Here is a 21,492-nt window from a genome sequence, read left to right on the forward strand (position 1 = left end):
TGGCTTAAATGTCGTTTACGATCCTCAGTCCGACAGCGCTGCGTTGGGGTTCCTGCTCCTCCGCAACTCCCGGAGCTTCGCGTATTTCACCACCGGATACATCGCCGAAAACAACGACCAGATAAAACCGGGATAACCGTTCAGGAAATTCCGTTTAATCACATACGCTTTCACGAACGTAATCGGAAGCCGGAAAATGATCTGGGCAATGGAACCGCGTTTGCCCCGGCTCAGCAAATCACGGGCTCCGGCGGTGGTGTAGCGGTTGAATTTCTCGAAGTATTCGTGGAGGCTTCCGTAGCTGTCGTGCAGCATGTGGTGCGTCAGTTTGCCGACCGGCCCGGTCAGTATCACGTCTTCGTGAACCCGGGCGGTGTTGTAGTTGCCAAACCGCTTGTCGAAAAGCCGCAGGTGGGGCATTTTGTATTCTCCGCCATACCGCATCAGCCGGTCGAGAAAGACGAGGGAAATCGGGACTTCAAAACCGTGGAAATGGCGCTTTCCGGCTGCCACTTCCGCCAGCCGAAGCTGGATTTCGGAACGGAGTTCGTCGCTTACAACTTCGTCGGCATCGACCACCAGCACCCAGGGATTCCGGGCCTGGCTGACGGCAAATCCTTTCTGTAGACCGAAACCGTCGAAATCCCGGTGGAGAACACGGCAACCGAACTGCTGCGCCAGCGGAAGGGTTTGATCGGTGCTGCCCGAATCGACCACGACAATTTCGTCACACCAGCTTAAGGCTCGCAGAACCGCCGGCAGAATGCGGGCGGAGTTGAAGGTAATCATGACAGCACTCACCGGCGGTGAGCCGGGCAATGGCAACACGGACATAAAAACACTAAAATCGAGATGGGACTACAAATGACTGGCTTTCAATGCAAAAATCAAATTTTAGCAGATTTCTAAGAAGTTATTTTTTTGCCCGCCCAACAACTATTTGATAGCTATGGAGTTATTCAGAAAGCGGCTACCAGTCTACTTTCATCCAATAATATTTAAGTTGTATTCCTCCTTCAATGCGATAACTTTGTTAGCCCGCTTTTTAGTTTATTGAACGTTACACATACCACTAAGTCTATAAGAATCATGGCTCAACCTGAAGCAATCGAACCGATCTTACAAGATGATCCACTCCGGTTCGTTCTTTTCCCGATCCGACACCACGACATCTGGAGAATGTATAAGCAGCACGAAGCGTCGTTCTGGACGGCGGAGGAAATTGACCTCTCGCAGGACCAGCGCGACTGGGAAAACCTGAACGACGGCGAGCGGCATTTTATCTCCAACGTCCTGGCTTTTTTTGCCGCTTCAGACGGGATTGTCAACGAGAATCTGGCGGTCGGTTTTCTGTCGCAGGTGCAATATGCCGAAGCCAAATGCTTCTACGGTTTCCAGATTATGATGGAAAATATCCATTCGGAAACCTACTCGCTGCTGATCGATACGTATATCAAAAACCCGGTCGAGAAAGACAAGATGCTGCGGGCGGTCGATACCATTCCGTGCGTGAAACGGAAAGCCGACTGGGCCATGCGCTGGATCGAAAACGGTTCATTCGTGGAACGGCTGCTGGCGTTTGCGGCCGTGGAAGGCATCTTCTTCTCCGGTTCGTTCTGCTCGATTTTCTGGTTGAAAAAACGGGGTCTGATGCCCGGTCTGTCGTTCTCGAACGAGCTGATTTCGCGCGACGAAGGCTTGCACCGCGACTTTGCCTGCATGCTCTACACGGAACACATCAAGAATAAACTGCCGGAATCGGAGGTATACGCGATGATTCAGGATGCGGTCAGCATCGAACAGGAGTTCGTTAGTGAATCGCTGCCGGTTTCGCTCATCGGGATGAACGCCGAGTTGATGAAGCAATACATCGAATTTGTAGCCGATCACCTGCTGGTGTCGCTGGGTTTACAGAAGGTGTATAACTCCACGAATCCGTTCGATTTCATGGACATGATTTCACTGCAGGGCAAAACCAACTTCTTCGAGAAACGCGTCGGCGAATACCAGAAAGCCGGTGTCATGTCATCTACCAAAGAAAAAGAAGATCAGAAAATTACCTTCGACGCTGATTTTTAACGCTTGTTGCCCCTAAATCCCCTAAAGGGGACTTGGACACGGAATTCTCCGGGTGACAAAAGTCCCCTTTAGGGGATTTAGGGGCAACAAGCGAAAGTTCTAAAGGTAAATAAAGAATAAAGAGCAGAGACAAGAGAGTAAAGACGTCCTGAGCATTTCATTCGTCTTTACTCTCTTGTCTTTACTCTTTATTCTCTTTTTACTCTTTACTCTCCCCAATAACCGCCCACACCATCTCGCTTTCGTAGCCTTTGCTGATGGCGTAGCGGACCAGTTTCTGCTTCAATACCAGTGGGCTTTCGCCCTGGAGACTGCGCTTCTTTTTTTCGAGTAAATCGACCAGCGTCTGGCGGTAATCGTCGGGTTCAATTTCCTTCATGGCCTGTTCGAGGTTGTAGCCGGTAATGCCGCGCTGCTTGAGGTGCTGCCGGATTTTGTGCCGCCCCCAGCGTTTCACCCGGAACTTGCTGCCCGCAAACGTTTTGGCAAACCGTTCCTCATTCAGGTAATTCTGTTCAATCAGCCACGCAATCATCTCCTCAGCCTCATCGCCGAAAACCTCCCACTCACCGAGTCGTTCGCGAACTTCCCGCTGGGTTCGTTCCTGATAGGCGCAAAACGAGGCTGCCCGGCGCAGCATGTCTTTTGTTTGGTCGGTCATTTTGGGAAGAAAGACAGAAGCTTAGAGACAAAAGAACATCCCGGCCCTTAGTGTTTGTTCCCGGCGAGTTTTAAGTGGATAGCGATTTCGGGCAGAATGTATTGCGCATCGGGTAAAGTGGGGTCCGCGCTATAGGTCATGCCCCATTGGGTGCGGTCCACCTTGAAGGTGGCTTCCACGGCCAACTGATTGTCTTTCAAGGCAATTTTCGCAGGAAAATTCACCGGATGGGTTTTGCCCAGCATCGTCAGACTGCCATCCACCTGGTAGTTGGCCCCGGTTACTCCTTCTCCACCCGCAAAAGGTGCCAGGCTGGTGATCGTGTAGGTAATCGACGGATGCAACGCCATGTTGAAGAAATCGGCACTTTGAAGATGGTGTACCAACACCGGTTTCAGCGTATCCGGCAAACTGGTGCTGACGATGGACGAAACCGGAATCGTGAACGAACCACCGGTTACTTTCCCGTCTTTCACCGTCAGGACATCGCTCGTCACGGCAATGGAACCTTCTTCAAAATAACCGGTTCGCAGACTTCCTTTCCATACGGCAACGGACTTTTTTTCGTCAAGCTGGTACTGCTCCTGCGAAGGATCTAAATGGTCTTTTGTGCAATTCAACAGAAAGGACGACAAGGCAATGGCGCAAAATAAGCGTACTTTTTTCATGGTGTATTCGTTGTTTTTGACTAAAAAAATAGATTTAGAACGAGGATGTTCGAACTCAGGGCGCGGGCGGAATCGGGGCAGGGACGGCATTGGAAACCGGTTTGAGCGATTTCAGATAGGCAAAAACCGCCTTCATGTCTGCGTCGGTCATCCCGGCATAGTTCGGCCACGGCATCGGCGGCAGCAAGGGGCGGCCGCTGTCCAGCCCTTTGAATTTCCCCTGCCGCATGGCTTTGTTGAACTGTTCCTCCGACCAGTTGCCGATTCCGGTGGCATCCGGCGTTAGGTTGGCCGCAAACGACACGCCCCAGGGACCGATGAAGGCGGTATTCTGCCCATTGAACAGCACCCATTGACCCGACTTGACCAGATTTTTGTCGTACGAACCCAGCGGTTGAGCACTATTGTAACCGGACAGAAAGCGGTCCATGTCAGGTGCGGGACCCCGGGCTGTCATTTTCTTGGGCGCGTGGCAATCCGCGCAGCCCATAATCGTCACCAGGTATTCGCCCCGTTTGACCAGCTCGCCCTGGGTTGGTTTTTTGGGTACCAGAACCGGACTGAATTCCGGTTGGGGGGCGTTATGCGGTTGGGTAAAGGCACAGGCAAGCCCAATGGCGGCTGTGGCCGCCAGATAAATCCATTTCATGGTGCGTTTTGTTTGTAGTGAAAAAATCCTGTGATCCGCTGGATTTCCGGCAGACCGTCATTGAAACGGTAAAAAGTGGAAGAATAAAACCGGCAGCGTTTATCAAAAACCGGAATCAGATACCTTAGGCATGGGTCCGGATCAGTTGCCGGCCCGGAACCCGATAATAGTGGCCCTGGTTATTAAACACCATCGTCGGGGCGTCATTGGTAAACAGTCTGAATTCCCGGATAAAATGGGCCTGGTCCGAATAGCCAAACGTGTGCGAAACATCCAGCCAGTTGGGGAGCGTCGTTTCCTGCTGGAACGACTCGTAGGCATTCCGGAAGCGAATGATCCGCTGGTACATCTTGGGCGTGGTGCCGTATTTTTCCTTAAAACTACGTTCCAACTGCCGCTTGCTCACGTATAAATGCGTGCTCAGGTCCTCGATCGAGAGGTTTCCTTTCGCTTTCCGGATCAGACGGGTGGCTTCGAATACGTAATTGCGTTCGGCCTTCAGATTCCGGAGTTGCGCCAGCAGAAACGTCTCCGCTGCGCTGACCACCGCCTGGATATCCGGCAAACCGTAGACGCTGTCGACCAGACGGTTCATGCGTTTTCCGAAGAGACTTTCCAGATCCGTGAAATGATTGAACAGCGATGCCGCAGGCACGTTGAACAGTTGCGGCAGGCTCTCCGGTTTGAGCTGAATACCGAATTTTCGGGTCGTTCCCACCGACTTCCACTGCACGGCATCCTGGTAAAGCCCCGCAAAAAACGCCTGCGGGAGCTTGTGCCACTGGTTATCAAACAACGCATAGGCGCGGTTATCGTCCAGGTGCATGATCAGTTCCAGCGTTCCGAAGGGCAGGCAACGTTGCAGGGGCGACTCTTCATTACCGCTGGTTTCAAAATGATGCAGCCAGTAACATTCAACGAAGGGTTGCAGCGCAGCCGACGGTTTAAATTCCTGATACCATGTATTCATTCCTGTTCAATCGTAGTATTGTTGCGAATTATGCCGTAAAAGTAAAGCCCCAATCGGTTCCGGTATTGAAAAAATGCGACATTTTCGCAACCGGTCACACACCCGAATGTTTTTTTTCTTTCAAGCCCGCCGGGCAAAAAAAATGGCCGAAGAGATCTCCGGCCATCGTACGTATCGATTGAAACGAAAATTTACCAGGTTCGTTTGCTCATGACTTTATCCAGCTCCGGCCGGGTCATGGCGCCCAGTTCGGGATGTTGCCCCAGCCATTTCAGAAACTCCGTCTTAATCTCGTCGGTCCACTGACTGTCGATCTGGCCGGTGGTGTAGCGGTTTGATTTCACCATTTCGAAGCCAAACTGATCCTTGCGGGTCACAAATTCGCAGGTGACAATCACCTGCTCGGCCATGTGCGCCGGTACGAACAAAATGCCTTCGCGCTGGGCAATCACCAGATCGCCCGGCAACACCATCGTGCCCCCCATCCGAATCGGCGTATTGAGTCCCATCAACACCATTTCTTCCAGAAAAGACGGGTGGAAATCCCGCACAAAGGCATTGAATCCTTTGATGTTCTGCAATTCCTGCAAATCGCGGGCGGCTCCGTTGAAAACGACGCCGTTGCCGGTTTTGCTAAAAATGGCGTTCCCCAACGTCGCTCCCACGAGCGTTCCTCCGCCGATTTTCCCAAAACCGTCGGCCACGTATACATCGCCCTTGGTCAGCGTTTCAATGGGCCAGGTGTTGGTATTTCCCTTGCGACCCTGTTTGGTGGTGCCACGCTCCTTGATGTTTTTTTCCACATCCGGTCGGCTGGGCATAAACATCGCCGTCACGGCCCGGCCCACTACGATGACGTCGTCGTGGATGAATTTCCAGCCGCCTTCAAACTGGTTCGTGTAGCCTTCGTTTTTTAAAACCGTCCAGGCATCGTCGATCCCGATTTTTTTAGCCCGTTCCACGAGGGCATCCGGAATTTTAGGGCGTCCGTCGGGAAACCGTTCTCCCTTCCATTCCGACGTCAAAAATGTCAATTCCTCTTTGGGAATGGTTTGGGCAACCAACGAATGCGTGCTGAATACGAGGGCAAGCAACGAAGCTAAAACGGCAACTCTGGATTTCATACGGGATCAATTAATCTATAAACAATATCAAATGTTAAATGAGTAATATTAAATGTAAAAGTGCTGGATTGAAAACTACTTTTACATTTAATATTACTCATTTAACATTTATTATTTCCTTTCTTTTCAATGTTCTTTCGCCAGATAGGCATCGATGTCTTTTTGGGTAATCGCTAATTTTTTGGGGTATTTGCCCACCCAGGCTCTGAATTCATCTTTGATCTTGGCCGACCAGTCGCCGTGAATCTCGCCCGAAGGGTATTTACCCTGCTGCAAAAGTACACGTTCAAATTCATCCCGCAAGGCCGTCATCTCCGAAGCCGACACCAGCCCTTCGACCAGGTGCGCCGGAATGAACACCACGCCGTATTCATTTGCAAATACAACATCGCCCGGAAAAACCGTCACCTCACCGACGCGAATCGGCGCATTAATGGACGTCGGGGTCATGTCTTTGATGTATGACGGATCGTGCCCTTTCACCCAGGCGTTGAACCCTTTGGTGTCTTTTAATTCCTGCATGTCCCGAACCGACCCGTAGAAAATCACGCCCTTCCCGGTTTTGCCGTAGATCGCGTTGCCGAGGCTCGAACCAATCAGGGTTCCGTCTTTAATTTTTCCGTAGCCGTCGGCCACATACACATCGCCTTTGGTTAGAATATCGATTGGCCAGATGTTGATGCCGCCTTTTTGTGACCGCCCTTCGGCTTTACCCTGCTTCCTCACCAGACTGTCGAGGTCGGGCCGGGTCGGCATAAACTGCGCCGTAACCACCCGTCCGGTCATGGTTTCGCCGGGTTTGAGAATGACCCAGTTTTTCTCGACCTGGTTGCGGTAGCCTTTATTCCCCAGATACCCCCAGATTTGCTCCAGCGTACAGTTTTGCAGCCGCTCCAGAACCAGATCCGGCACATTGGGCCGGCCATCGGGCAGACGAGCTCCTTTCCAGTTAGACGTTAAAGCGGTAACCTGCTCAACCGATGAGCCAACCCGCTGGGCCTGGGCCGTCAGACTTCCCGAAAGGGCAATTGTCAGTACTACAAGTGTTCTCTTTATCATCGCTTTTTTAAGGGTTGCCGGTCAGCAAAACTGCACGCAGATGCTGCACCCGGAAAGATTAAGGAATTAGAAAAGTCAAAAAGGTCTACTCATAAAGACAGGAGGTTGGGTAAAATACTGACCCAGACAGCTGGTGTAAAAAAATAGGCCACCAAAACGAAAAAATGAGGTTTTTCATTAACTTTCTCAATAAATTGAATTATATCCAGACTGAAGTTTGCTTTTCTATGTAAATACCGATTGAATGAAATAGTATTACCTAAATCCAGTTAAACGCATGAAAAAAATTCAACACCTACTTGATTTATTGAAGAAATACCCTGCACCGACAGCCGCCGAACCCCGTCTGGGAGGTCCGTCTTCCGGCGTCGACCGGCGTGGTTTTCTGCGCAACTCGGCTCTGGGCGGTCTGTCGATGGGAATGTTGTTCGACGGACGACCGGAGCGCGAACTGGAGTTTATCACCCAGAAAGTAAAGCGCGAATCGAAACCGTCGGATCTCAAGATCACCGATATGCGCATTGCGGTTTTGCAGGGCGTTCCTTTTTCGAGCCCCATCATCCGGATCGATACCAACCAGGGGCTGGTAGGCTGGGGTGAAGTGCGGGACGGCGCCAGTGCCAACTACGCACTCATGCTGAAAAGCCGCATTCTGGGGAAAAACCCGTGCAATGTCGAGCAGATCTTCAAACAGATTAAGCAATTTGGGAATCATGGCCGGGCTGCCGGGGGCGTCTGCGGGGTCGAAATGGCCCTGTGGGATCTGGCGGGAAAAGCTTATAACGTGCCGGCTTACCAGTTGCTGGGCGGTAAATACCGGGATTACATCCGGCTCTACGCCGATACGCCCGAAGGCAAGGACTACGACGAATTTGCCAAACACATGGTCCGGCGCCGGGATCAGGGCTATACGTTCCTGAAGATGGACTTCGGCATCGGAATGCTGGCCGACACGCCGGGCATGCTGGTCGGTACAAAGAACTGGAATGTCAAGCAACAATGGAATGATGCCAAACCGGGGCTGATGGGCAATTATGCGCAGACCAAACACCCGTTTACCCGCATTCAGGTAACGAAAAAAGGCATCGACGCGCTGGCCTTGCACGTGAGCAAAGTCCGGGACATCGTGGGCTACGACACGCCACTTTCTGCCGACCACTTCGGACACTTCGACGTCAATACCGCCATTCAGATTGGCAAAGCCATGGAACCGTTCCGGCTGGCGTGGCTCGAAGACCTGGTGCCCTGGTTCTATACCGATCAGTGGAAGCAAATCTCGGATGCCATCGAAACACCCACACTGACCGGTGAAGACATTTTCGCCAAGGAAGAATTCATCAAGCTCATCGACGCCAAGGCCATCGACATGATTCACCCGGATCTGGCTTCGTCGGGCGGTTTACTGGAAACCAAAAAAATCGGGGATTACGCCGAAGAAGCCGGTATTCCGATGGCAATGCACTTTGCCGGTTCGCCGATCTGCATGATGGCCAACATTCACTGCGCGGCTGCCACCGAAAACTTTGTGGCGCTGGAACACCACGGCGTTGACGTGGAAGGCTGGGAAGACATTGTGACCGGGATCAAGCCGATCGTTGAGAAAGGTTTCGTGAAAGTGCCCGACAAACCGGGACTGGGTGTCGAACTCAACGAAGAAGTTGCCAAGAAATTCCTCCGGAAAGGCGCAACCTGGTTTGCCCCCACCGATAGCTGGAACACCCGCGATTCGTCGGATCGGGATTGGAGTTAAAGAAGTTAAGAATTAAGAGTTAAAAGTTGGCTGACGCCCTTAAAGGCAATAGCTAATTTTTAACTCTTAATTCTTAACTCTTAACTCATAATTCTTCTCCCCCGCTTCCACAGCCACCGCCAGATGGTTTTCTCTGGGTGGAATTGGACAGGCATAACCGTCGCTGTAGGCACAGGACGGATTGTAGGCTTTATTGAAATCAATTACAATCTTTCCCTCTTTGACATCCCCCATCCGCAGGTCGATGTAACGCCCACCGCCGTAGGTTTCCCGGCCATTGGTGGCATCTTTAAACGGCAGAAATAAGTAATCCCGGTATTGGGGTAAACGCGCCAGTTGCAGGCTTCGGTAAAGCGTCAGTTGGTACGGTTTACCATGAATACGGAACGTCAGAACGGCATACGGAACGTAGCTTTTTTTCTGACCGTCATAGGTAGGTAAATCAAACGGCTCGGCTTGGGGCGTTCGCTGAACCGTGGCTTCGACCCGATACATAGAATCAGGATCGTAGAAGCGAAGATTTTTTAAATCCTCTTTTTTTAACGGACTCTTCGGCGATTTCAGGAATTCCGCTTTATAGTTTTCCCGATGCGCCAACAGATGTTGGGAATACGTCGACTGAGAAAAGCCGGAAAGGTTCGCCACAAGAGCGAACAACAATCCGGCTATCCGAAGCTTACTCCTCCGATTCATCAGAGGCTGCCGTGCGTGGTGTTTGCTGGTCAGAAACCAGTTCAAAACCGGATACGCCATCACCATACTCATAGGGCTTAATCACGAACGTGTATTCATGATCCTGAAAATTAAGGCCGATCTTCTGGAAGACTCCTTTCAGGGGAATGGAATAACCACGACCGGTTTTTGACAATTCAAACGCTTCATCATCACCGGCTTCCGTTGGAATCAGATACAACGCTTTTACGCCTTTGCGACGGTTAACCGTTCCCACTTTGTAGTGGGGTTTTGAAGGATCGATGCTCAATCCTTCCATCAGTTTTTGGGGGAAAGCCAGGCGACCGGTTTTGGTCACAGACGTCGAAAACGAAGTCTCTTTCGGTGTTACTTTGGGTGCTTCATCCGTATTGTCTTCCGGTGAGAAGAAACGGATTTTGTTCGGTTTTACTTTCATTGGGTGTGTTGAAAAATGTTTGCCTGCAAAGCTATTCAATTCTGTTTAATTTATTTTACTTTTATTTAAATCGATTGGTATAAAAAAAGACTTCTTTAATAAATAATTAATTTCGTTTAGAGGCTGATCAACGATTCACTTGATAAATTAGCCCAACGAAACGGCCTTTTTTCCGGCAAAGAATATGTCTGGTAAAACAGTGGTTCCACCCGATCACTTCAGGATAAGTACGCAAAAAGGCCGAATAAAGTGTTCCAAAGACGGTTTAAAAAGCGCAGTTTTTTTTTCAACATGAATTATGTTATCGTTTCATCACTACTTGATCATTTATTAATTAGCGAAACTTCCCATCATACTAATTCCGGCCATTATCCCGCAAAGCAGGATTCATATTCCGTACAGGAAACCAAAAAAACGAATATGCTGATGCAACATTTCCGGGTCGCCCATTCCGGGCCTTTGGATAATATTCAGGATAATTGAAAACACTTTACCCGGAATCGTGAGTTTTACGGTCAAGAGTCTAACAAAACATCTCACACAATAAAAGCTCAACGATCATGAAAAAAGTAAGTTTATTCCTGCTGTTAGTATTGGGGACGTACACCTTCCAGGCGTGTAATAGTAGCAGCAATAAGGACAGCGCGGAACAGGCCGAAGAAGCCAATGACGAGAAAGACATGCCCGAAGATGATTCCGAATTTGCGATAAAAGCAGCCAGCGGGGGCATGATGGAAGTCGAACTGGGAAAACTGGCCGAACAGAAAGCACTGAATCCGAAAGTGAAGGAATTTGGTGCCATGATGGCCTCCGATCATGCCAAAGCCAACGATGAATTAAAAACATTGACCACCTCCAAGAACATCACCATACCGGCTACCCTAAGCGAAGATCATCAGAAACATGTGGACGATTTAAGCAAACTCTCGGGGGCAGAATTTGACAAAGAATACGTTAAACTGATGGTCGATGACCACAAGGAAGATATCGACCTTTTTAAAGATGCTTCCTTTAACGCCAAAGATCCGGATGTAAAAGCGTTCGCAGGAAAGACCCTTCCGACCCTGCAAAAACACTATGATACCATCAAAGCGATTCAGGACGCGATGTAAGGCCACAAAAAGTTGGTTAAAAAAGGAACGCAGGGCGACTTGCGTTCCTTTTTTATTTCTTTGTCGTATCTTGGAAAGTCGTCGGAGATGTCATGACCGGGCAATTTTACGGGAGTAGAAGGGCTCTTTGACGAACGGTTTTAACTCACTCCTAAACCCCTTGTCGTACATGAAAAAAACTACGTTTCAGGTGCTGATGTTCCTGGCAGTTTTGCCTGCTCTGGTGGCTGCCCAAACGGGAAAAGTGCTGGATAACCAATCGTTAAAAAGCCGGATTCTGAAGAGTGACCGGAAGTTTGCGATTTATTTACCCCCCGACTACGAAACCTCGCAGCGAACCTACCCGGTGTTGTATCTGCTGCACGGTGCCGGCGACGACCACACGGGCTGGGTACAATTCGGCGAGGTCCTTCACATCGCCGACCGAACCATTGCGGAGGGCAAAGCAACCCCCATGATTATCGTGATGCCCGACGCCAATACCGGCCGTCGTGGTTATGAAAATGATGTAAAAGGGGAATGGCGCTACGAAGATTTTTTCTTTGAAGAACTGATGCCTTTCGTTGAAAAAAACTACCGAATCAAAGCGGAAAAGCGGTTTCGGGCCATTTCCGGTTTGTCGATGGGGGGCGGTGGCACCTTCACCTATGCGCTCCACCACCCCGAATTGTTTTCATCGGCCTGCCCCCTCAGCGCGGCCACGGGACCGGTCTCAACCGAAGATGCCAAAACCCGGCTGGCCCGAACCAACCAGACGGCAACGGACGACGAACTGCAGGCTTATTTTAACCGCCAAAGTGTGTTGAATCTGGTGAACAATGTACCCGATAATCAGAAAAAAGCAATCCGCTGGTACATTGATTGCGGTGACGACGACTTCCTGTATGAAGGAAACTCACTGGTTCATATTGCCATGCGCAAAAAAGAAATTCCACACGAATTTCGGATTCGGGATGGCGGCCACACCTGGACCTATTGGCGGACGTCTTTGCCAACGGTTTTAGAATTTGTTTCAGCCGCTTTTCACCAATTTTGAGTTGTAGCAAAAAAGTGAAGTTTACGCTCAAAATCATATGGTAATAAATACTCAAAAGAAACCCGTTATTCTGCCAACTTGTTTCCTTAAACCATCCTTTATAATCTGGAATAATTCTAAAACCCGGCTCAATATAGCGAATGGTTATGTAGCTTATTTAGCCACATCAGTAACTTGATGAAATGCATACACTCTCCTTTTTTCCGCAGTGCGAAGGCCCGGCCTGTCTTATAATTCCTGACCAAGTCATTCCGGCTTCAACGACGGCTGGATGTTCTTATTGTTGAGGAGGAAATAAAAGCATTCGTAGTAAACAATTTCAGGGTATAAACGCTGGTAATAACCGCATAAAACCGTCGTTTATTCCCTGAAGCCCGGGGTAAAAGAATAGCTGATGATAGCCCCAAATTCGCTGGATTACCCGTTTTTCCTGCGCCGGGCTGTCACTTTTCTTCTTGTTTTAAGGACTCCGGCATCGCTCTGCATTGCTTCCGGGAACAGGCTGCGTCATAAGGTTGTTCAGGCTTCGTCTGAGGAGCCTTGTGGCGAAAAAGAGGTTTCGTTTTCCGTCTGACCATCAACCCATAAGCGACCGATGTGCGTCAAATCTGGTCGTCATTCACCAGGTGGAGCCCCACCAACGATTCCCGGCCCGGTTGGCATCAGCAAACATCGGCTAAAGTCCCCGCGTCCTGCTTTCCAAAAGATTTGCGAAAAACAGGACGCTTCGGATAAGCGTCCAACCCACCCGTGTCAGCCGCGTTAATTTTGAAACACAGCCTATTCGCCCCCGTTTTCTCCTTGTATTTCTGTGAGAATAAGTGTTATTTTGCGGGTCAAATTTCTGCGTAAAACTAACAATGGCTTTAATTAACAAGATCAGAGAAAAATCAGGCGTTGCGGTTGGTGTGATTGCCGTCAGCTTGATTTTATTTATTGTAGGAGGTGATCTGCTCGGTCCGGGAAGCCTGTTTGGCGGACAGGATCAGAATGTGGGTGAGATTGCCGGCCAAAAGATTTCGTATCCGGAATTCAATGCGAAAGTCGATGAAGCCCGGGCCGCTTATGAGCAACAAACCGGTCGCCCGGCTACCGAACAGGACCAGGTTCAACTTCGCGACCAGGCCTGGAATCAGTTCATTTTAGACATTGCGTATCAGAAAGAATACGATGCCCTCGGCCTGTCGGTAACGCCCGACGAACTGGTCGATATGGTGCAGGGGAATTACATCAGCCCCGCCATCCGGCAGACGTTTACGGACCCCAAAACCGGTTCTTTCGACAAAAATACCGTTATCAATTACCTGAAAAGCCTCAAAACGCTGCCCGCCGAACAACAACAGGCCTGGGCCAATTTTGAGAAAAATCTGAGCGCCGACCGCACCCGGACCAAATACGAAAACCTGCTGCGGTTATCGTCGTTTGTCACAACCGCCGAAGCCCAGAAAGAATACCAGGCCCAGAACACCCGCGCCAATGCCAAATTCCTGCTGGTTCCGTATTACTCCGTTCCGGATACGACGGTGAAAATAACCGATGGCCAGTTGCAGGAATACCTGGACAAGCACAAGGACGAATACAAAAGCATCAACAGCCGGACGATTCAGTATGTAACCTTCCCGGTAGCACCGTCAAAAGAAGACAGCACGGCCTTATACGATCAGATTAAAACGCTGGCCCGTGGTCTGGCAACGGCCACGAACGACTCTTCGTATGCCCGGATGAACTCCGACATTCAGGCTCCGTTGTACATGACGCTCGGCGAAATGCCCGAACAACTGAAAGCCACTGTCGGTACGTTTGCACCGGGTGGTGTATACGGCCCTTACAAAGAAGGTAACACGTATTTCATTTACAAGTATGGTGGCGTTAAAAAGGACACCAACTTCACGGTTCGGGCCAGCCACATCCTGATTCGTGCCGCCGGCAGCGATTCAGCGAAAGCCGCAGCCCGGATTACGGCCGAAGGCATTCTGCGTCAAATTCAGGGAGGAGCCAGCTTTGAAGCCCTCGCCCAAGCCAACAGCGCCGACGGATCGGCCCAGCAGGGTGGTGACCTGGGGTATTTCAAAAACAACAACCAGATGGTGAAACCGTTCCAGGATGCGATTTTCGGCTTCAACGGCACCGGTTTGATTCCGCGTCTGGTTGAAACCGAATTTGGCTACCACATCATCAAAGTAACCGAGCCGAAAACGAATACCCTGTACCGGATTTCGACGATCGGTAAAACCATTACCCCGAGCCAGGCAACCCGCGATGAAGTGTATCGCAAAGCCGAGCAGTTCGCGACGGAAAGCCAGACCAAGGAAGCGTTTGACGAAAATGCGAAGAAAGACAAAACACTGGTGGTAGCCACGGCCGAACGGATTCCGGAAAACTCAACCAGCGTCAACGCGCTGGGAAATGCCCGTGAACTGGTTCGCTGGGCTTTCAACGAGGATACGGACGTCAACGACGTTTCATCGGCGGTTGAAGTGGATGACCAGTATGTGGTGGCGGTTTTGACCGGCGAAACATCCGAAGATGAAGTGAAGATCGACAACTTCCGTCCGGAACTGACCGCGAAAGTTCGCAATCAGGTGAAGGCGGAACAGATCATTGCCAAATTGAACAGTGCATCGGGAACCCTCGAGTCGATTGCCCAGAAATACGGTGCCGGTGCCCTGGTCGAAGAAGTACCCGACCTGAACCTGGCGAACGGTTTTCTGAAAAGCGCGGGCGTCGATCCGGTAGCCGTCGGTAAAATCTTCGGTCTGAAAAACGGCAAACGCTCGAAGCCTTTTGCGGGCGATGCCGGTGTCCTGATCGTGGAAACCACCTCCGTAACGCCAGCCCCAACGGTAGCTGATTACACGGTTTACAAGACCCAGCTTCAGCAAAATGCCAGCAGCCGCACCGGTTTTATGATCAATGAAGCCATTCGTGAAAACGCCAAAGTGAAAGATCGCCGGGCGAAATTCTATTAATAGCGCTGATCTTACGCACAAAAAAGGCTTCCTGAACGGGAAGCCTTTTTTGTTGTTTGCCCCCAACCCCGAAGCGTCGGGGTTGGGGGGCAAACAAGTGCAGAACCTAACAGCCCTGCCCTTTAAGTTGTCGGGGGCAACTCTTTCAAAAACGCCACCAGTTTAGCAAATGCCTTTCCCCGGTGGCTGATGTCGCCTTTCTCCTCCATGCTCATCTCGGCAAAGGTGCGATCGTGGCCGTCGGGTTGAAAAATGGGGTCGTAGCCAAACCCGCCGGTACCGCGTGGCTCAGTCAGAATCTGCCCCTCGGCAACGCCTTCGAACGACCAATACTGCCCGTCGATGACCAGCGTGATCACCGTCCGAAACCGCGCCCGGCGATTGGTCTGGTCTTTCAGGTTGGTCAGCAGCAAATTCAGGTTGCGTTCGTAGCTGCGCGGGTGACCGCCATAATAGGCTGAGTGGACGCCCGGTGCGCCGTCCAGCGCATCGACTTCCAGGCCCGAATCATCGGCAAAACAATTGACTTGGTAATGGTCCCAGACGTGTTCGGCTTTCTGGCGGGAATTGCCGGGAATGGTGGCCTGCGTTTCGGGAATTTCTTCAAAACAGCCAATATCCTGTAGGGTTTTCAAGGTAAACTGGTCGCCCAGCAGTGCCGCGATTTCGGCCAGTTTGTTGGCGTTGTTGGTGGCGAAACAAAGTGTCATAAAATGGATTAAAAAAATAGGCTGCCTCGCTAAAGGCAGCCTATTGATCTGGAAAGATTATTTATTTGGCACTAACGACTTCTATATCAAATGCGAGCGAAGCGTAGGGAGGAATGGGAGCCTTTCCTAGCTGCCCATACCCAATGGTCGAAGGCAGAACGATCGTGGCTTTTTCACCTTCCCGCATTTTTACCAGCGCTTCATCCCAGGCGGCAATAACCGCACCCGTTCCAATGTTAAAATCGGCCCCATCGGCATTGGCATCGAATTGATTGCCATTCAGCAGGGTGCCTTTGTATTTGATTTTTACCGACTGCCCTACTTTCACGAGGGCCGAATCGGGATAGGCTTTTGTCAGCAGAAACCGCAGACCGGAAGCGGTTTTCTCAGCCGCTGTCAAGCCTTTGGCAACCAGATAATCCTGAATCTGTTCTTCTTCGGTTCGGACGCTGACCACCGTAATGTCATACCGGACGGGCGTATAAGCCGGGAGGAGTAAATTGCCACTCTTGTTGTCGGTTGGGTCGTAGGGCGCCAATACGATGCCTTCTTCGCCTTCTTTCAGCAATTGCAAGCCAGTGTAAAGCCGGGCCGTGATGGTTCCCTGCAAGGGCGCTCCAATCGTGACGACGCTCGGCTTTTTGGCGAATGTTTCGGAACTGTCGACAATGACACCATCCAGCCGACGTTGCACAAAATAAAAACGAACTTCGTCGCCCACTACCGGAGTCTGCCCGGTCGGAACGGTTTTCGTTTTAGCAAGATACAAACCGGTTACATCATCCTTAGCGGCCGGGAGGCTTTCCTGAGCAATATAAGCCTTAATTTCCTCCTCGTTTTCGCGTCGCTTGCGATCGTTCAACGCTTCGCCCGGATCCGGCGCACAGCTTTCCTGTGCGATCAACAGCCCAATCAGCGAAACAGCAACGTTCCATTTCAGCCAATTTTTCATTCCTGCCATCTCATTCGTGTATCTAAATACGCTTTTACTCAACTTCTATTAATAAACAACGAACCCGATACGAATCTGGTATCGGGTTCGTTCACAGATTTCGGGTATTGGTTACCGTCCGCCCTGCGGCATTTGTGGCATCTGCGGGGTCGGCGCGGCTCCTTTTTTAACATCGACCAGTTCCACATCGAACATGATCACGGAGTTTGGCGGAATGGCACCCGGTGCGCCTTCTATGCCGTAGGCCAGGCCCGACGGAATGATGAGAAGTCCTTTACCGCCTTTTTTCAGTTGGCGAACACCTTCATCCCAGCCCGGAATAACGGCTCCCTGACCCAGCGGAAAGTCGATCCCGGCCTGCGTCTGCGGATTTTTGTCGGAACTGTCGAACACCTTTCCGTTCATCAGTTTACCGGTATATTTTACTTTCACGACGTCACCCGAGCCCGGGTTTGCACCCGTTCCCGGTTGCGTAATGACGACATACAAACCGGATGCGGTTTTCTGCCCGGCCAGTTTGTTTTTGGCTACGTAATCGGCGATGGTTTTGTCGTCGGTGCCTTTCTGCTTTTCCCGAAGCGATACCTGCGCTTTCTGGAATTCTTCCATCGACTGGATATCGATCACTTTGATGGTGTAGGCAATGTCGGAGCCTTTGGGAATAAACGGCGGCAGGGGTTGCTGCGACCGGCCGGCAATCGAATCGGCGTTGACATAAATGGTGGCACTATCACCCTTACTCAACAGAGCCAGACCTTCTTCGAGGCTGCCTTTGAATGTCGATGCCTGCAAAGGCTGTTTCACGGGCGCACCGTTCTGATAGCTGCTGCCCAGAAGTGAATCCTTGCTGTTTTTGACCGTTAAATTAAAGGTCATCACGTCGCCGACTTTCGCTTTGCGCGTATCTTCAACGTCTTCGTGAAACTTGTACTTCAAGCCGGTTTCGGTTACTTGCACCCGGTTGTTGTCGCAGGAAGCCAGTACCACGACCAGCAGAGAGAGTTTACTAACGGTTTTGATAGTCATGAAATTTAGTGTTTGTAGTTCGTAGTTTGGTTTTAAAATTTGTGGTTAACTACACACCACAAACGGGACTTTGTTTAGTTGACAAAAATAGTTTATCGTTTACGGTTTATAATTTATAGTTGGCTGACGTGTCATATCGATCAGCCAACCATAAACGATACATTATAAACCATAAACCGTCTTCAAACCGACTCCAGCAATTGCTCCTGATACGCCGGTAATACACTCAGTAATTTTTCTTCGGTTTGCTTGAGTGACAGCGTTGTCCGGCCACCGGCGGCATTTTTATGACCACCCCCGCTGAAATGCTGGCTGGCCAGATCACGCACCGAAAAGTCACCCACCGACCGGAACGACATTTTCACCTCGTCTCCCCGATCGATCAGAATGACCGCCATAATGACGCCCTCGACCGCCAGCGCCTGATTGACCAGACCTTCCGTATCGCCCATTTTCGACCGGAACCGCTTCAGTTCCGCATCGGTAATGGTAATGTAGGCAAACCGGTATTCCGGCAAAACCACCAGCTTCTCCGATAACGCATAGCCCGTAAACCGAAGTTTATCGAGCGAAACGTTGTCGTAAATCCGGCGGTGGATGGGACTCACTTCAATGCCAATATCGATCAATTCGGCGACCACCCGGTGTACATCGCCCGTGGTGCTGGCATGTCGGAATGATCCCGTATCGGTCATAATACCGGCGTAAAGGCATTCGGCCATGCCCACATCGACGAGAGATTTATCACCGAACCGATCGATCAGTTGAAACACAAGCTGAGCGGTTGCGGCTGCTTTCGTATCCCAGTAGGCAAAATCGGCAAACGACTCCGGTTCCAGGTGGTGGTCGATCATCACCTTTTTGGCGCGTGACTGCCGCACCAGTGGTTCCAGATCCCGGATGCGGTTGAGTGCGGAGAAATCCAGGCAAAAAATAACGTCGGCCTGTTCGAACAACTGACTGATTTCAACCCGTTTCTTTTCTTCGAACACCAGCACGTCGTCGTTACCGCTCAACCAGTACAGGTTTTCGGGATAATCGGTCGGCGTAATCACCGTTACATGGTGGTTCCGTTTTTTCAGATAACCCGCCAGGCCCAGCGACGAGCCCATGGCATCGGCATCAGGGTTTAGATGGGTGGTAATCAGCACCGTCTGGGGCTGGTCAATCAGCGTACGGATAGCGTCGAAGTCTTGCATTTATGAATTACCCCGGGTGAACGGGCAGGTATCAATTCGCAAAATTACGAAGAATTGTTCTCTAATCTTTATACCTTTGGAGCCAAATAATATTTTGTTTCACTCCCTGATGACGACCAACCGTACGTTCACGATGATTAAACCCGACGCCGTAGCGGAGGGTAATTCCGGTGCAATCATTCAAATGATCGAAGAAGCCGGATTTCGGATTGTAGCCGTAAAGAAAGCCCTGCTAACGAAAGAGCGGGCCGGCCAGTTTTACGCCGTTCACAGCGAACGCCCTTTTTACAACGACCTGTGCGCCTATATGTCGTCCGGAGCCATCATTCCGATGATTCTGGAAAAAGACAATGCCGTGGCTGATTTCCGCAAGCTGATTGGTGCCACCAACCCGGCCCAGGCCGAAGAGGGAACCATCCGGAAGCGGTTTGCCAAGTCGATCGAAGCCAACGCCATTCACGGCTCGGACTCCGACGATAACGCGAAAATCGAGGGTGACTTCTTCTTTGCAGGTATCGAGCAGTTCTAATTGCTAATGGGAACGCGGATGGAGCGGATTTAAAATGATTTATCTGTTTTTTTATCCGTTAAATCCGTGTTCCGATTGATTTTTCAAAATATAGACAAAAATGCGTCAAGGCGCATTCCGAACATTTGGGTGAACGGGCAATGCACACATACCGTCCGTGCAAAATCAGCCAGTGGTGGGCTTTGGGGACGTATTCTTTCGGGATGTATTTCACCAACGCCAGCTCAACCGCCAGGGGCGTCGTAGCGGTTTTAGGCACCAATCCCAGCCGGTGCGACACGCGGAAGACGTGCGTATCGACCGCCATCGTTGGCTGATTAAAAATAAGGGACGCAATGACGTGGGCGGTTTTTCGACCTACCCCCGGCATCTTCTGCAAGTCGTCCACTTTCGCCGGGACTTCCGACCCAAACTCCTCCGTCAACACCTTCGCCATGCCCACCAGGTGCTTCGCCTTGTTGTTCGGATAGGAAACACTCCGAATGTAACTAAACACCTCATCGACCGACGCTGCCGCGAGTGATTCCGGTTCGGGAAACCGTTCGAACAGTTTCGGTGTCACCTGATTGATCCGTTTATCGGTGCATTGAGCGGACAAAATAACCGCCACCAGCAATTCATACGGATTGCGGAAGTTTAATTCGGTTTTAGGCTCCGGAAAGTTGGTAATGAAATAATCGAGAAAATGGCGAAACCGTTCTTTCTTTAGCATAAAGCAAAGATAATCCACTCCGCTCAACTCTTTTTACTCTGCTCAACTCTGCGAAACAATTTTTAAACGATTTCGCGGAGTTAAGCAGAGATAAAAAGAGTTGAGCGGAGAAAACAGAAACCCGTCAGCCTAAAAGTCTTAAGCTGACGGGTTTGCCGCGTAATTTCTCGAATAACTCAGGATGTTTTGAACGGTGCGCTCGGCCGGTTTGCGTTCGATTTTGTTCATCAAACACTTGATTTCGAGCGTATCCAAATAGAAGCTCATCAATTCCGGTTCTGCCATGAGGGCGTCTTCGATCAAGAGGTTTTCCTCGGTGGAAGTCTCTTCGTAGACATACCGGATTACGTCATCGTTGGTAAAAATTTGTATCATAGTATGGGGAACGTTTGCTTAACTGCTTACGCAAATTAATTAAAGCATAACGCATTCTCCCCAATGCCGTATTGATACTGACTCCGGTTGCATCGGCGATTTCCTGGAAACTCATTTCCTCATAATGCCGCATAATCAGAACCTGACGCTGCTGCTCGGGCAGCCGTTGAATCAGCTCACGCAGATGTTCATGTGTTTCCTGCCGAATCTGCACCGACTCGATGGAGTCTTCGGCAAATTCCAGCGTATTAAACACATTACTACCATCTTCAAACACTACATTGGGGTAGCGTTTTTCTTTCCTAAAAAAGTCGATAGCCAGGTTGTGAGCGATCCGAATAATCCAGGGCAAAAATTTACCCTCTTCGTTGTACTTACCGGATTTTAATGTTTCAACGGCCTTGATGAAGGTGTCCTGCATTAAGTCTTCGGCAACGTACTGGTCCTTTACAATCAGATAAATCGTGGTATAAACTTTCGATTTGTGGCGCTGAACCAGTTTTTCGAAGGCTTTTTCACTACCGCGGATGTACAGGGATATAAGCTCACTGTCGCTAACCTGCAATTTGTCCATTTTCAGTAATCAGTTAGGTAACGTAGAGCTTTGTATCGATAGTGTGTGAGCGTTGGGATTTTTAGTGAAAGATCTGATTGGTTGTCTCAAAGTAAAATATTTTCATTGTACTTTGCAATAGGCGGAAAAATTATTTTCATACTAATCAGTCAAAATACAACACTTTATTGTGTGAATTGTAAAAAAAACTTTAATTCCTGATCATTTAT

The 21,492-nt window shown here is 50.2% G+C and carries 22 protein-coding genes; 6 read left to right on the plus strand and 16 right to left on the minus strand.

Annotated elements, in window-relative coordinates; all coding sequences use genetic code 11:
- Positions 1–24 precede the first annotated feature (24 nt).
- A complete protein-coding gene (locus DUE52_RS07790) occupies positions 25–834 on the minus strand; it encodes a glycosyltransferase family 2 protein (RefSeq protein WP_114405424.1) in 810 nt (269 codons plus the stop codon).
- 255 nt (positions 835–1,089) lie between these two features.
- On the opposite strand from DUE52_RS07790, the gene DUE52_RS07795 reads away from it, so the two are divergent.
- Complete coding sequence (locus tag DUE52_RS07795; protein ID WP_114405425.1) at positions 1,090–2,079, plus strand: ribonucleotide-diphosphate reductase subunit beta; 990 nt, start codon at positions 1,090–1,092, stop codon at positions 2,077–2,079.
- Between the two features lie 199 nt (positions 2,080–2,278).
- Here DUE52_RS07795 and DUE52_RS07800 read toward each other — a convergent pair whose 3' ends face one another.
- From DUE52_RS07800 to DUE52_RS07825, 6 genes are all read right to left on the minus strand, one after another.
- Positions 2,279–2,740: a regulatory protein RecX gene (locus DUE52_RS07800; protein ID WP_114405426.1), complete on the minus strand. Its 462-nt coding sequence runs from the start codon at positions 2,738–2,740 to the stop codon at positions 2,279–2,281.
- Between the two features lie 47 nt (positions 2,741–2,787).
- Positions 2,788–3,408, minus strand: coding sequence for a YceI family protein (locus DUE52_RS07805; protein WP_229312096.1), 621 nt, complete (start codon positions 3,406–3,408; stop codon positions 2,788–2,790).
- A gap of 55 nt (positions 3,409–3,463) precedes the next feature.
- Positions 3,464–4,057, minus strand: coding sequence for a c-type cytochrome (locus tag DUE52_RS07810; protein WP_114405428.1), 594 nt, complete (start codon positions 4,055–4,057; stop codon positions 3,464–3,466).
- A gap of 124 nt (positions 4,058–4,181) precedes the next feature.
- Positions 4,182–5,027, minus strand: coding sequence for a helix-turn-helix domain-containing protein (locus tag DUE52_RS07815; RefSeq protein WP_114405429.1), 846 nt, complete (start codon positions 5,025–5,027; stop codon positions 4,182–4,184).
- Between the two features lie 191 nt (positions 5,028–5,218).
- On the minus strand, positions 5,219–6,151 hold the full coding sequence (locus tag DUE52_RS07820) for an RraA family protein (RefSeq protein ID WP_114405430.1): 933 nt from the start codon (positions 6,149–6,151) through the stop codon (positions 5,219–5,221).
- A 126-nt stretch (positions 6,152–6,277) separates the two neighbouring features.
- Positions 6,278–7,210, minus strand: a complete 933-nt coding sequence (locus tag DUE52_RS07825; protein WP_114405431.1) for an RraA family protein — start codon at positions 7,208–7,210, stop codon at positions 6,278–6,280.
- A 277-nt stretch (positions 7,211–7,487) separates the two neighbouring features.
- On the opposite strand from DUE52_RS07825, the gene DUE52_RS07830 reads away from it, so the two are divergent.
- A complete protein-coding gene (locus DUE52_RS07830; RefSeq protein ID WP_114405432.1) occupies positions 7,488–8,960 on the plus strand; it encodes a mandelate racemase/muconate lactonizing enzyme family protein in 1,473 nt (490 codons plus the stop codon).
- Between the two features lie 66 nt (positions 8,961–9,026).
- On the opposite strand, the gene DUE52_RS07835 is transcribed toward DUE52_RS07830, so the two are convergent.
- Together DUE52_RS07835 and DUE52_RS07840 are read right to left on the minus strand one after the other, a co-directional pair.
- Positions 9,027–9,725, minus strand: coding sequence for a DUF1684 domain-containing protein (locus DUE52_RS07835; RefSeq protein WP_310587791.1), 699 nt, complete (start codon positions 9,723–9,725; stop codon positions 9,027–9,029).
- Positions 9,637–10,089 (minus strand): hypothetical protein, encoded by a 453-nt coding sequence (locus DUE52_RS07840; RefSeq protein WP_114405434.1) that lies wholly within the window; start codon positions 10,087–10,089, stop codon positions 9,637–9,639. The genes DUE52_RS07835 and DUE52_RS07840 overlap by 89 nt, the downstream gene beginning before the upstream one ends.
- 560 nt (positions 10,090–10,649) lie before the next feature.
- Between DUE52_RS07840 and DUE52_RS07845 the strand changes: the two genes are divergently transcribed.
- The 3 genes from DUE52_RS07845 to DUE52_RS07855 all read left to right on the plus strand — a co-directional run bounded on the left by DUE52_RS07845 (position 10,650) and on the right by DUE52_RS07855 (position 15,206).
- Positions 10,650–11,201 carry a DUF4142 domain-containing protein gene (locus DUE52_RS07845; protein ID WP_114405435.1) on the plus strand — a complete coding sequence of 184 codons (552 nt, stop codon included), beginning with the start codon at positions 10,650–10,652 and terminating at the stop codon, positions 11,199–11,201.
- A gap of 169 nt (positions 11,202–11,370) precedes the next feature.
- Entirely contained in the window at positions 11,371–12,237 is an 867-nt protein-coding gene (locus tag DUE52_RS07850) for an alpha/beta hydrolase (protein WP_114405436.1), read from the plus strand.
- Between the two features lie 860 nt (positions 12,238–13,097).
- A complete protein-coding gene (locus tag DUE52_RS07855; RefSeq protein ID WP_114405437.1) occupies positions 13,098–15,206 on the plus strand; it encodes a peptidylprolyl isomerase in 2,109 nt (702 codons plus the stop codon).
- Between the two features lie 122 nt (positions 15,207–15,328).
- On the opposite strand, the gene rdgB is transcribed toward DUE52_RS07855, so the two are convergent.
- The 4 genes from rdgB to DUE52_RS07875 all read right to left on the minus strand — a co-directional run bounded on the left by rdgB (position 15,329) and on the right by DUE52_RS07875 (position 19,093).
- Positions 15,329–15,916, minus strand: coding sequence for an RdgB/HAM1 family non-canonical purine NTP pyrophosphatase (gene rdgB, locus DUE52_RS07860; protein ID WP_114405438.1), 588 nt, complete (start codon positions 15,914–15,916; stop codon positions 15,329–15,331).
- Positions 15,917–15,977: 61 nt separating this feature from the next.
- Positions 15,978–16,868, minus strand: a complete 891-nt coding sequence (locus DUE52_RS07865; protein WP_165840890.1) for an FKBP-type peptidyl-prolyl cis-trans isomerase — start codon at positions 16,866–16,868, stop codon at positions 15,978–15,980.
- Between the two features lie 111 nt (positions 16,869–16,979).
- The gene (locus DUE52_RS07870) at positions 16,980–17,894 is read right to left on the minus strand and encodes an FKBP-type peptidyl-prolyl cis-trans isomerase (protein WP_114405440.1); all 915 of its coding nucleotides are present in this window, start codon (positions 17,892–17,894) and stop codon (positions 16,980–16,982) included.
- A gap of 182 nt (positions 17,895–18,076) precedes the next feature.
- Complete coding sequence (locus DUE52_RS07875) at positions 18,077–19,093, minus strand: DHH family phosphoesterase (protein ID WP_114405441.1); 1,017 nt, start codon at positions 19,091–19,093, stop codon at positions 18,077–18,079.
- Positions 19,094–19,202: 109 nt separating this feature from the next.
- Between DUE52_RS07875 and DUE52_RS07880 the strand changes: the two genes are divergently transcribed.
- Entirely contained in the window at positions 19,203–19,622 is a 420-nt protein-coding gene (locus DUE52_RS07880; protein ID WP_114405442.1) for a nucleoside-diphosphate kinase, read from the plus strand.
- A gap of 58 nt (positions 19,623–19,680) precedes the next feature.
- On the opposite strand, the gene nth is transcribed toward DUE52_RS07880, so the two are convergent.
- From nth to DUE52_RS07895, 3 genes are all read right to left on the minus strand, one after another.
- On the minus strand, positions 19,681–20,334 hold the full coding sequence (gene nth, locus DUE52_RS07885) for an endonuclease III (protein ID WP_114405443.1): 654 nt from the start codon (positions 20,332–20,334) through the stop codon (positions 19,681–19,683).
- A 138-nt stretch (positions 20,335–20,472) separates the two neighbouring features.
- The gene (locus DUE52_RS07890; RefSeq protein WP_114405444.1) at positions 20,473–20,709 is read right to left on the minus strand and encodes a hypothetical protein; all 237 of its coding nucleotides are present in this window, start codon (positions 20,707–20,709) and stop codon (positions 20,473–20,475) included.
- Positions 20,684–21,283 carry an RNA polymerase sigma factor gene (locus tag DUE52_RS07895; protein WP_114405445.1) on the minus strand — a complete coding sequence of 200 codons (600 nt, stop codon included), beginning with the start codon at positions 21,281–21,283 and terminating at the stop codon, positions 20,684–20,686. Before DUE52_RS07895 ends, DUE52_RS07890 begins: the two co-directional genes overlap by 26 nt.
- Positions 21,284–21,492: the final 209 nt, after the last annotated feature.

It is taken from the genome of Larkinella punicea (genome assembly GCF_003334855.1).
GTDB classification, from domain to species: Bacteria; Bacteroidota; Bacteroidia; order Cytophagales; family Spirosomataceae; genus Larkinella; species Larkinella punicea.

Excerpts from the sequence above, each read along its gene's own strand:
- DUE52_RS07790 (WP_114405424.1), bottom strand. The coding sequence starts at position 834 with ATGTCCGTGTTGCCATTGCCCGGCTCACCGCCGGTGAGTGCTGTCATG.
- DUE52_RS07795 (WP_114405425.1), top strand. The coding sequence starts at position 1,090 with ATGGCTCAACCTGAAGCAATCGAACCGATCTTACAAGATGATCCACTC.
- DUE52_RS07800 (WP_114405426.1), bottom strand. The coding sequence starts at position 2,740 with ATGACCGACCAAACAAAAGACATGCTGCGCCGGGCAGCCTCGTTTTGC.
- DUE52_RS07805 (WP_229312096.1), bottom strand. The coding sequence starts at position 3,408 with ATGAAAAAAGTACGCTTATTTTGCGCCATTGCCTTGTCGTCCTTTCTG.
- DUE52_RS07810 (WP_114405428.1), bottom strand. The coding sequence starts at position 4,057 with ATGAAATGGATTTATCTGGCGGCCACAGCCGCCATTGGGCTTGCCTGT.
- DUE52_RS07815 (WP_114405429.1), bottom strand. The coding sequence starts at position 5,027 with ATGAATACATGGTATCAGGAATTTAAACCGTCGGCTGCGCTGCAACCC.
- DUE52_RS07820 (WP_114405430.1), bottom strand. The coding sequence starts at position 6,151 with ATGAAATCCAGAGTTGCCGTTTTAGCTTCGTTGCTTGCCCTCGTATTC.
- DUE52_RS07825 (WP_114405431.1), bottom strand. The coding sequence starts at position 7,210 with ATGATAAAGAGAACACTTGTAGTACTGACAATTGCCCTTTCGGGAAGT.
- DUE52_RS07830 (WP_114405432.1), top strand. The coding sequence starts at position 7,488 with ATGAAAAAAATTCAACACCTACTTGATTTATTGAAGAAATACCCTGCA.
- DUE52_RS07835 (WP_310587791.1), bottom strand. The coding sequence starts at position 9,725 with ATGAGTATGGTGATGGCGTATCCGGTTTTGAACTGGTTTCTGACCAGC.
- DUE52_RS07840 (WP_114405434.1), bottom strand. The coding sequence starts at position 10,089 with ATGAAAGTAAAACCGAACAAAATCCGTTTCTTCTCACCGGAAGACAAT.
- DUE52_RS07845 (WP_114405435.1), top strand. The coding sequence starts at position 10,650 with ATGAAAAAAGTAAGTTTATTCCTGCTGTTAGTATTGGGGACGTACACC.
- DUE52_RS07850 (WP_114405436.1), top strand. The coding sequence starts at position 11,371 with ATGAAAAAAACTACGTTTCAGGTGCTGATGTTCCTGGCAGTTTTGCCT.
- DUE52_RS07855 (WP_114405437.1), top strand. The coding sequence starts at position 13,098 with ATGGCTTTAATTAACAAGATCAGAGAAAAATCAGGCGTTGCGGTTGGT.
- rdgB (WP_114405438.1), bottom strand. The coding sequence starts at position 15,916 with ATGACACTTTGTTTCGCCACCAACAACGCCAACAAACTGGCCGAAATC.
- DUE52_RS07865 (WP_165840890.1), bottom strand. The coding sequence starts at position 16,868 with ATGAAAAATTGGCTGAAATGGAACGTTGCTGTTTCGCTGATTGGGCTG.
- DUE52_RS07870 (WP_114405440.1), bottom strand. The coding sequence starts at position 17,894 with ATGACTATCAAAACCGTTAGTAAACTCTCTCTGCTGGTCGTGGTACTG.
- DUE52_RS07875 (WP_114405441.1), bottom strand. The coding sequence starts at position 19,093 with ATGCAAGACTTCGACGCTATCCGTACGCTGATTGACCAGCCCCAGACG.
- DUE52_RS07880 (WP_114405442.1), top strand. The coding sequence starts at position 19,203 with ATGACGACCAACCGTACGTTCACGATGATTAAACCCGACGCCGTAGCG.
- nth (WP_114405443.1), bottom strand. The coding sequence starts at position 20,334 with ATGCTAAAGAAAGAACGGTTTCGCCATTTTCTCGATTATTTCATTACC.
- DUE52_RS07890 (WP_114405444.1), bottom strand. The coding sequence starts at position 20,709 with ATGATACAAATTTTTACCAACGATGACGTAATCCGGTATGTCTACGAA.
- DUE52_RS07895 (WP_114405445.1), bottom strand. The coding sequence starts at position 21,283 with ATGGACAAATTGCAGGTTAGCGACAGTGAGCTTATATCCCTGTACATC.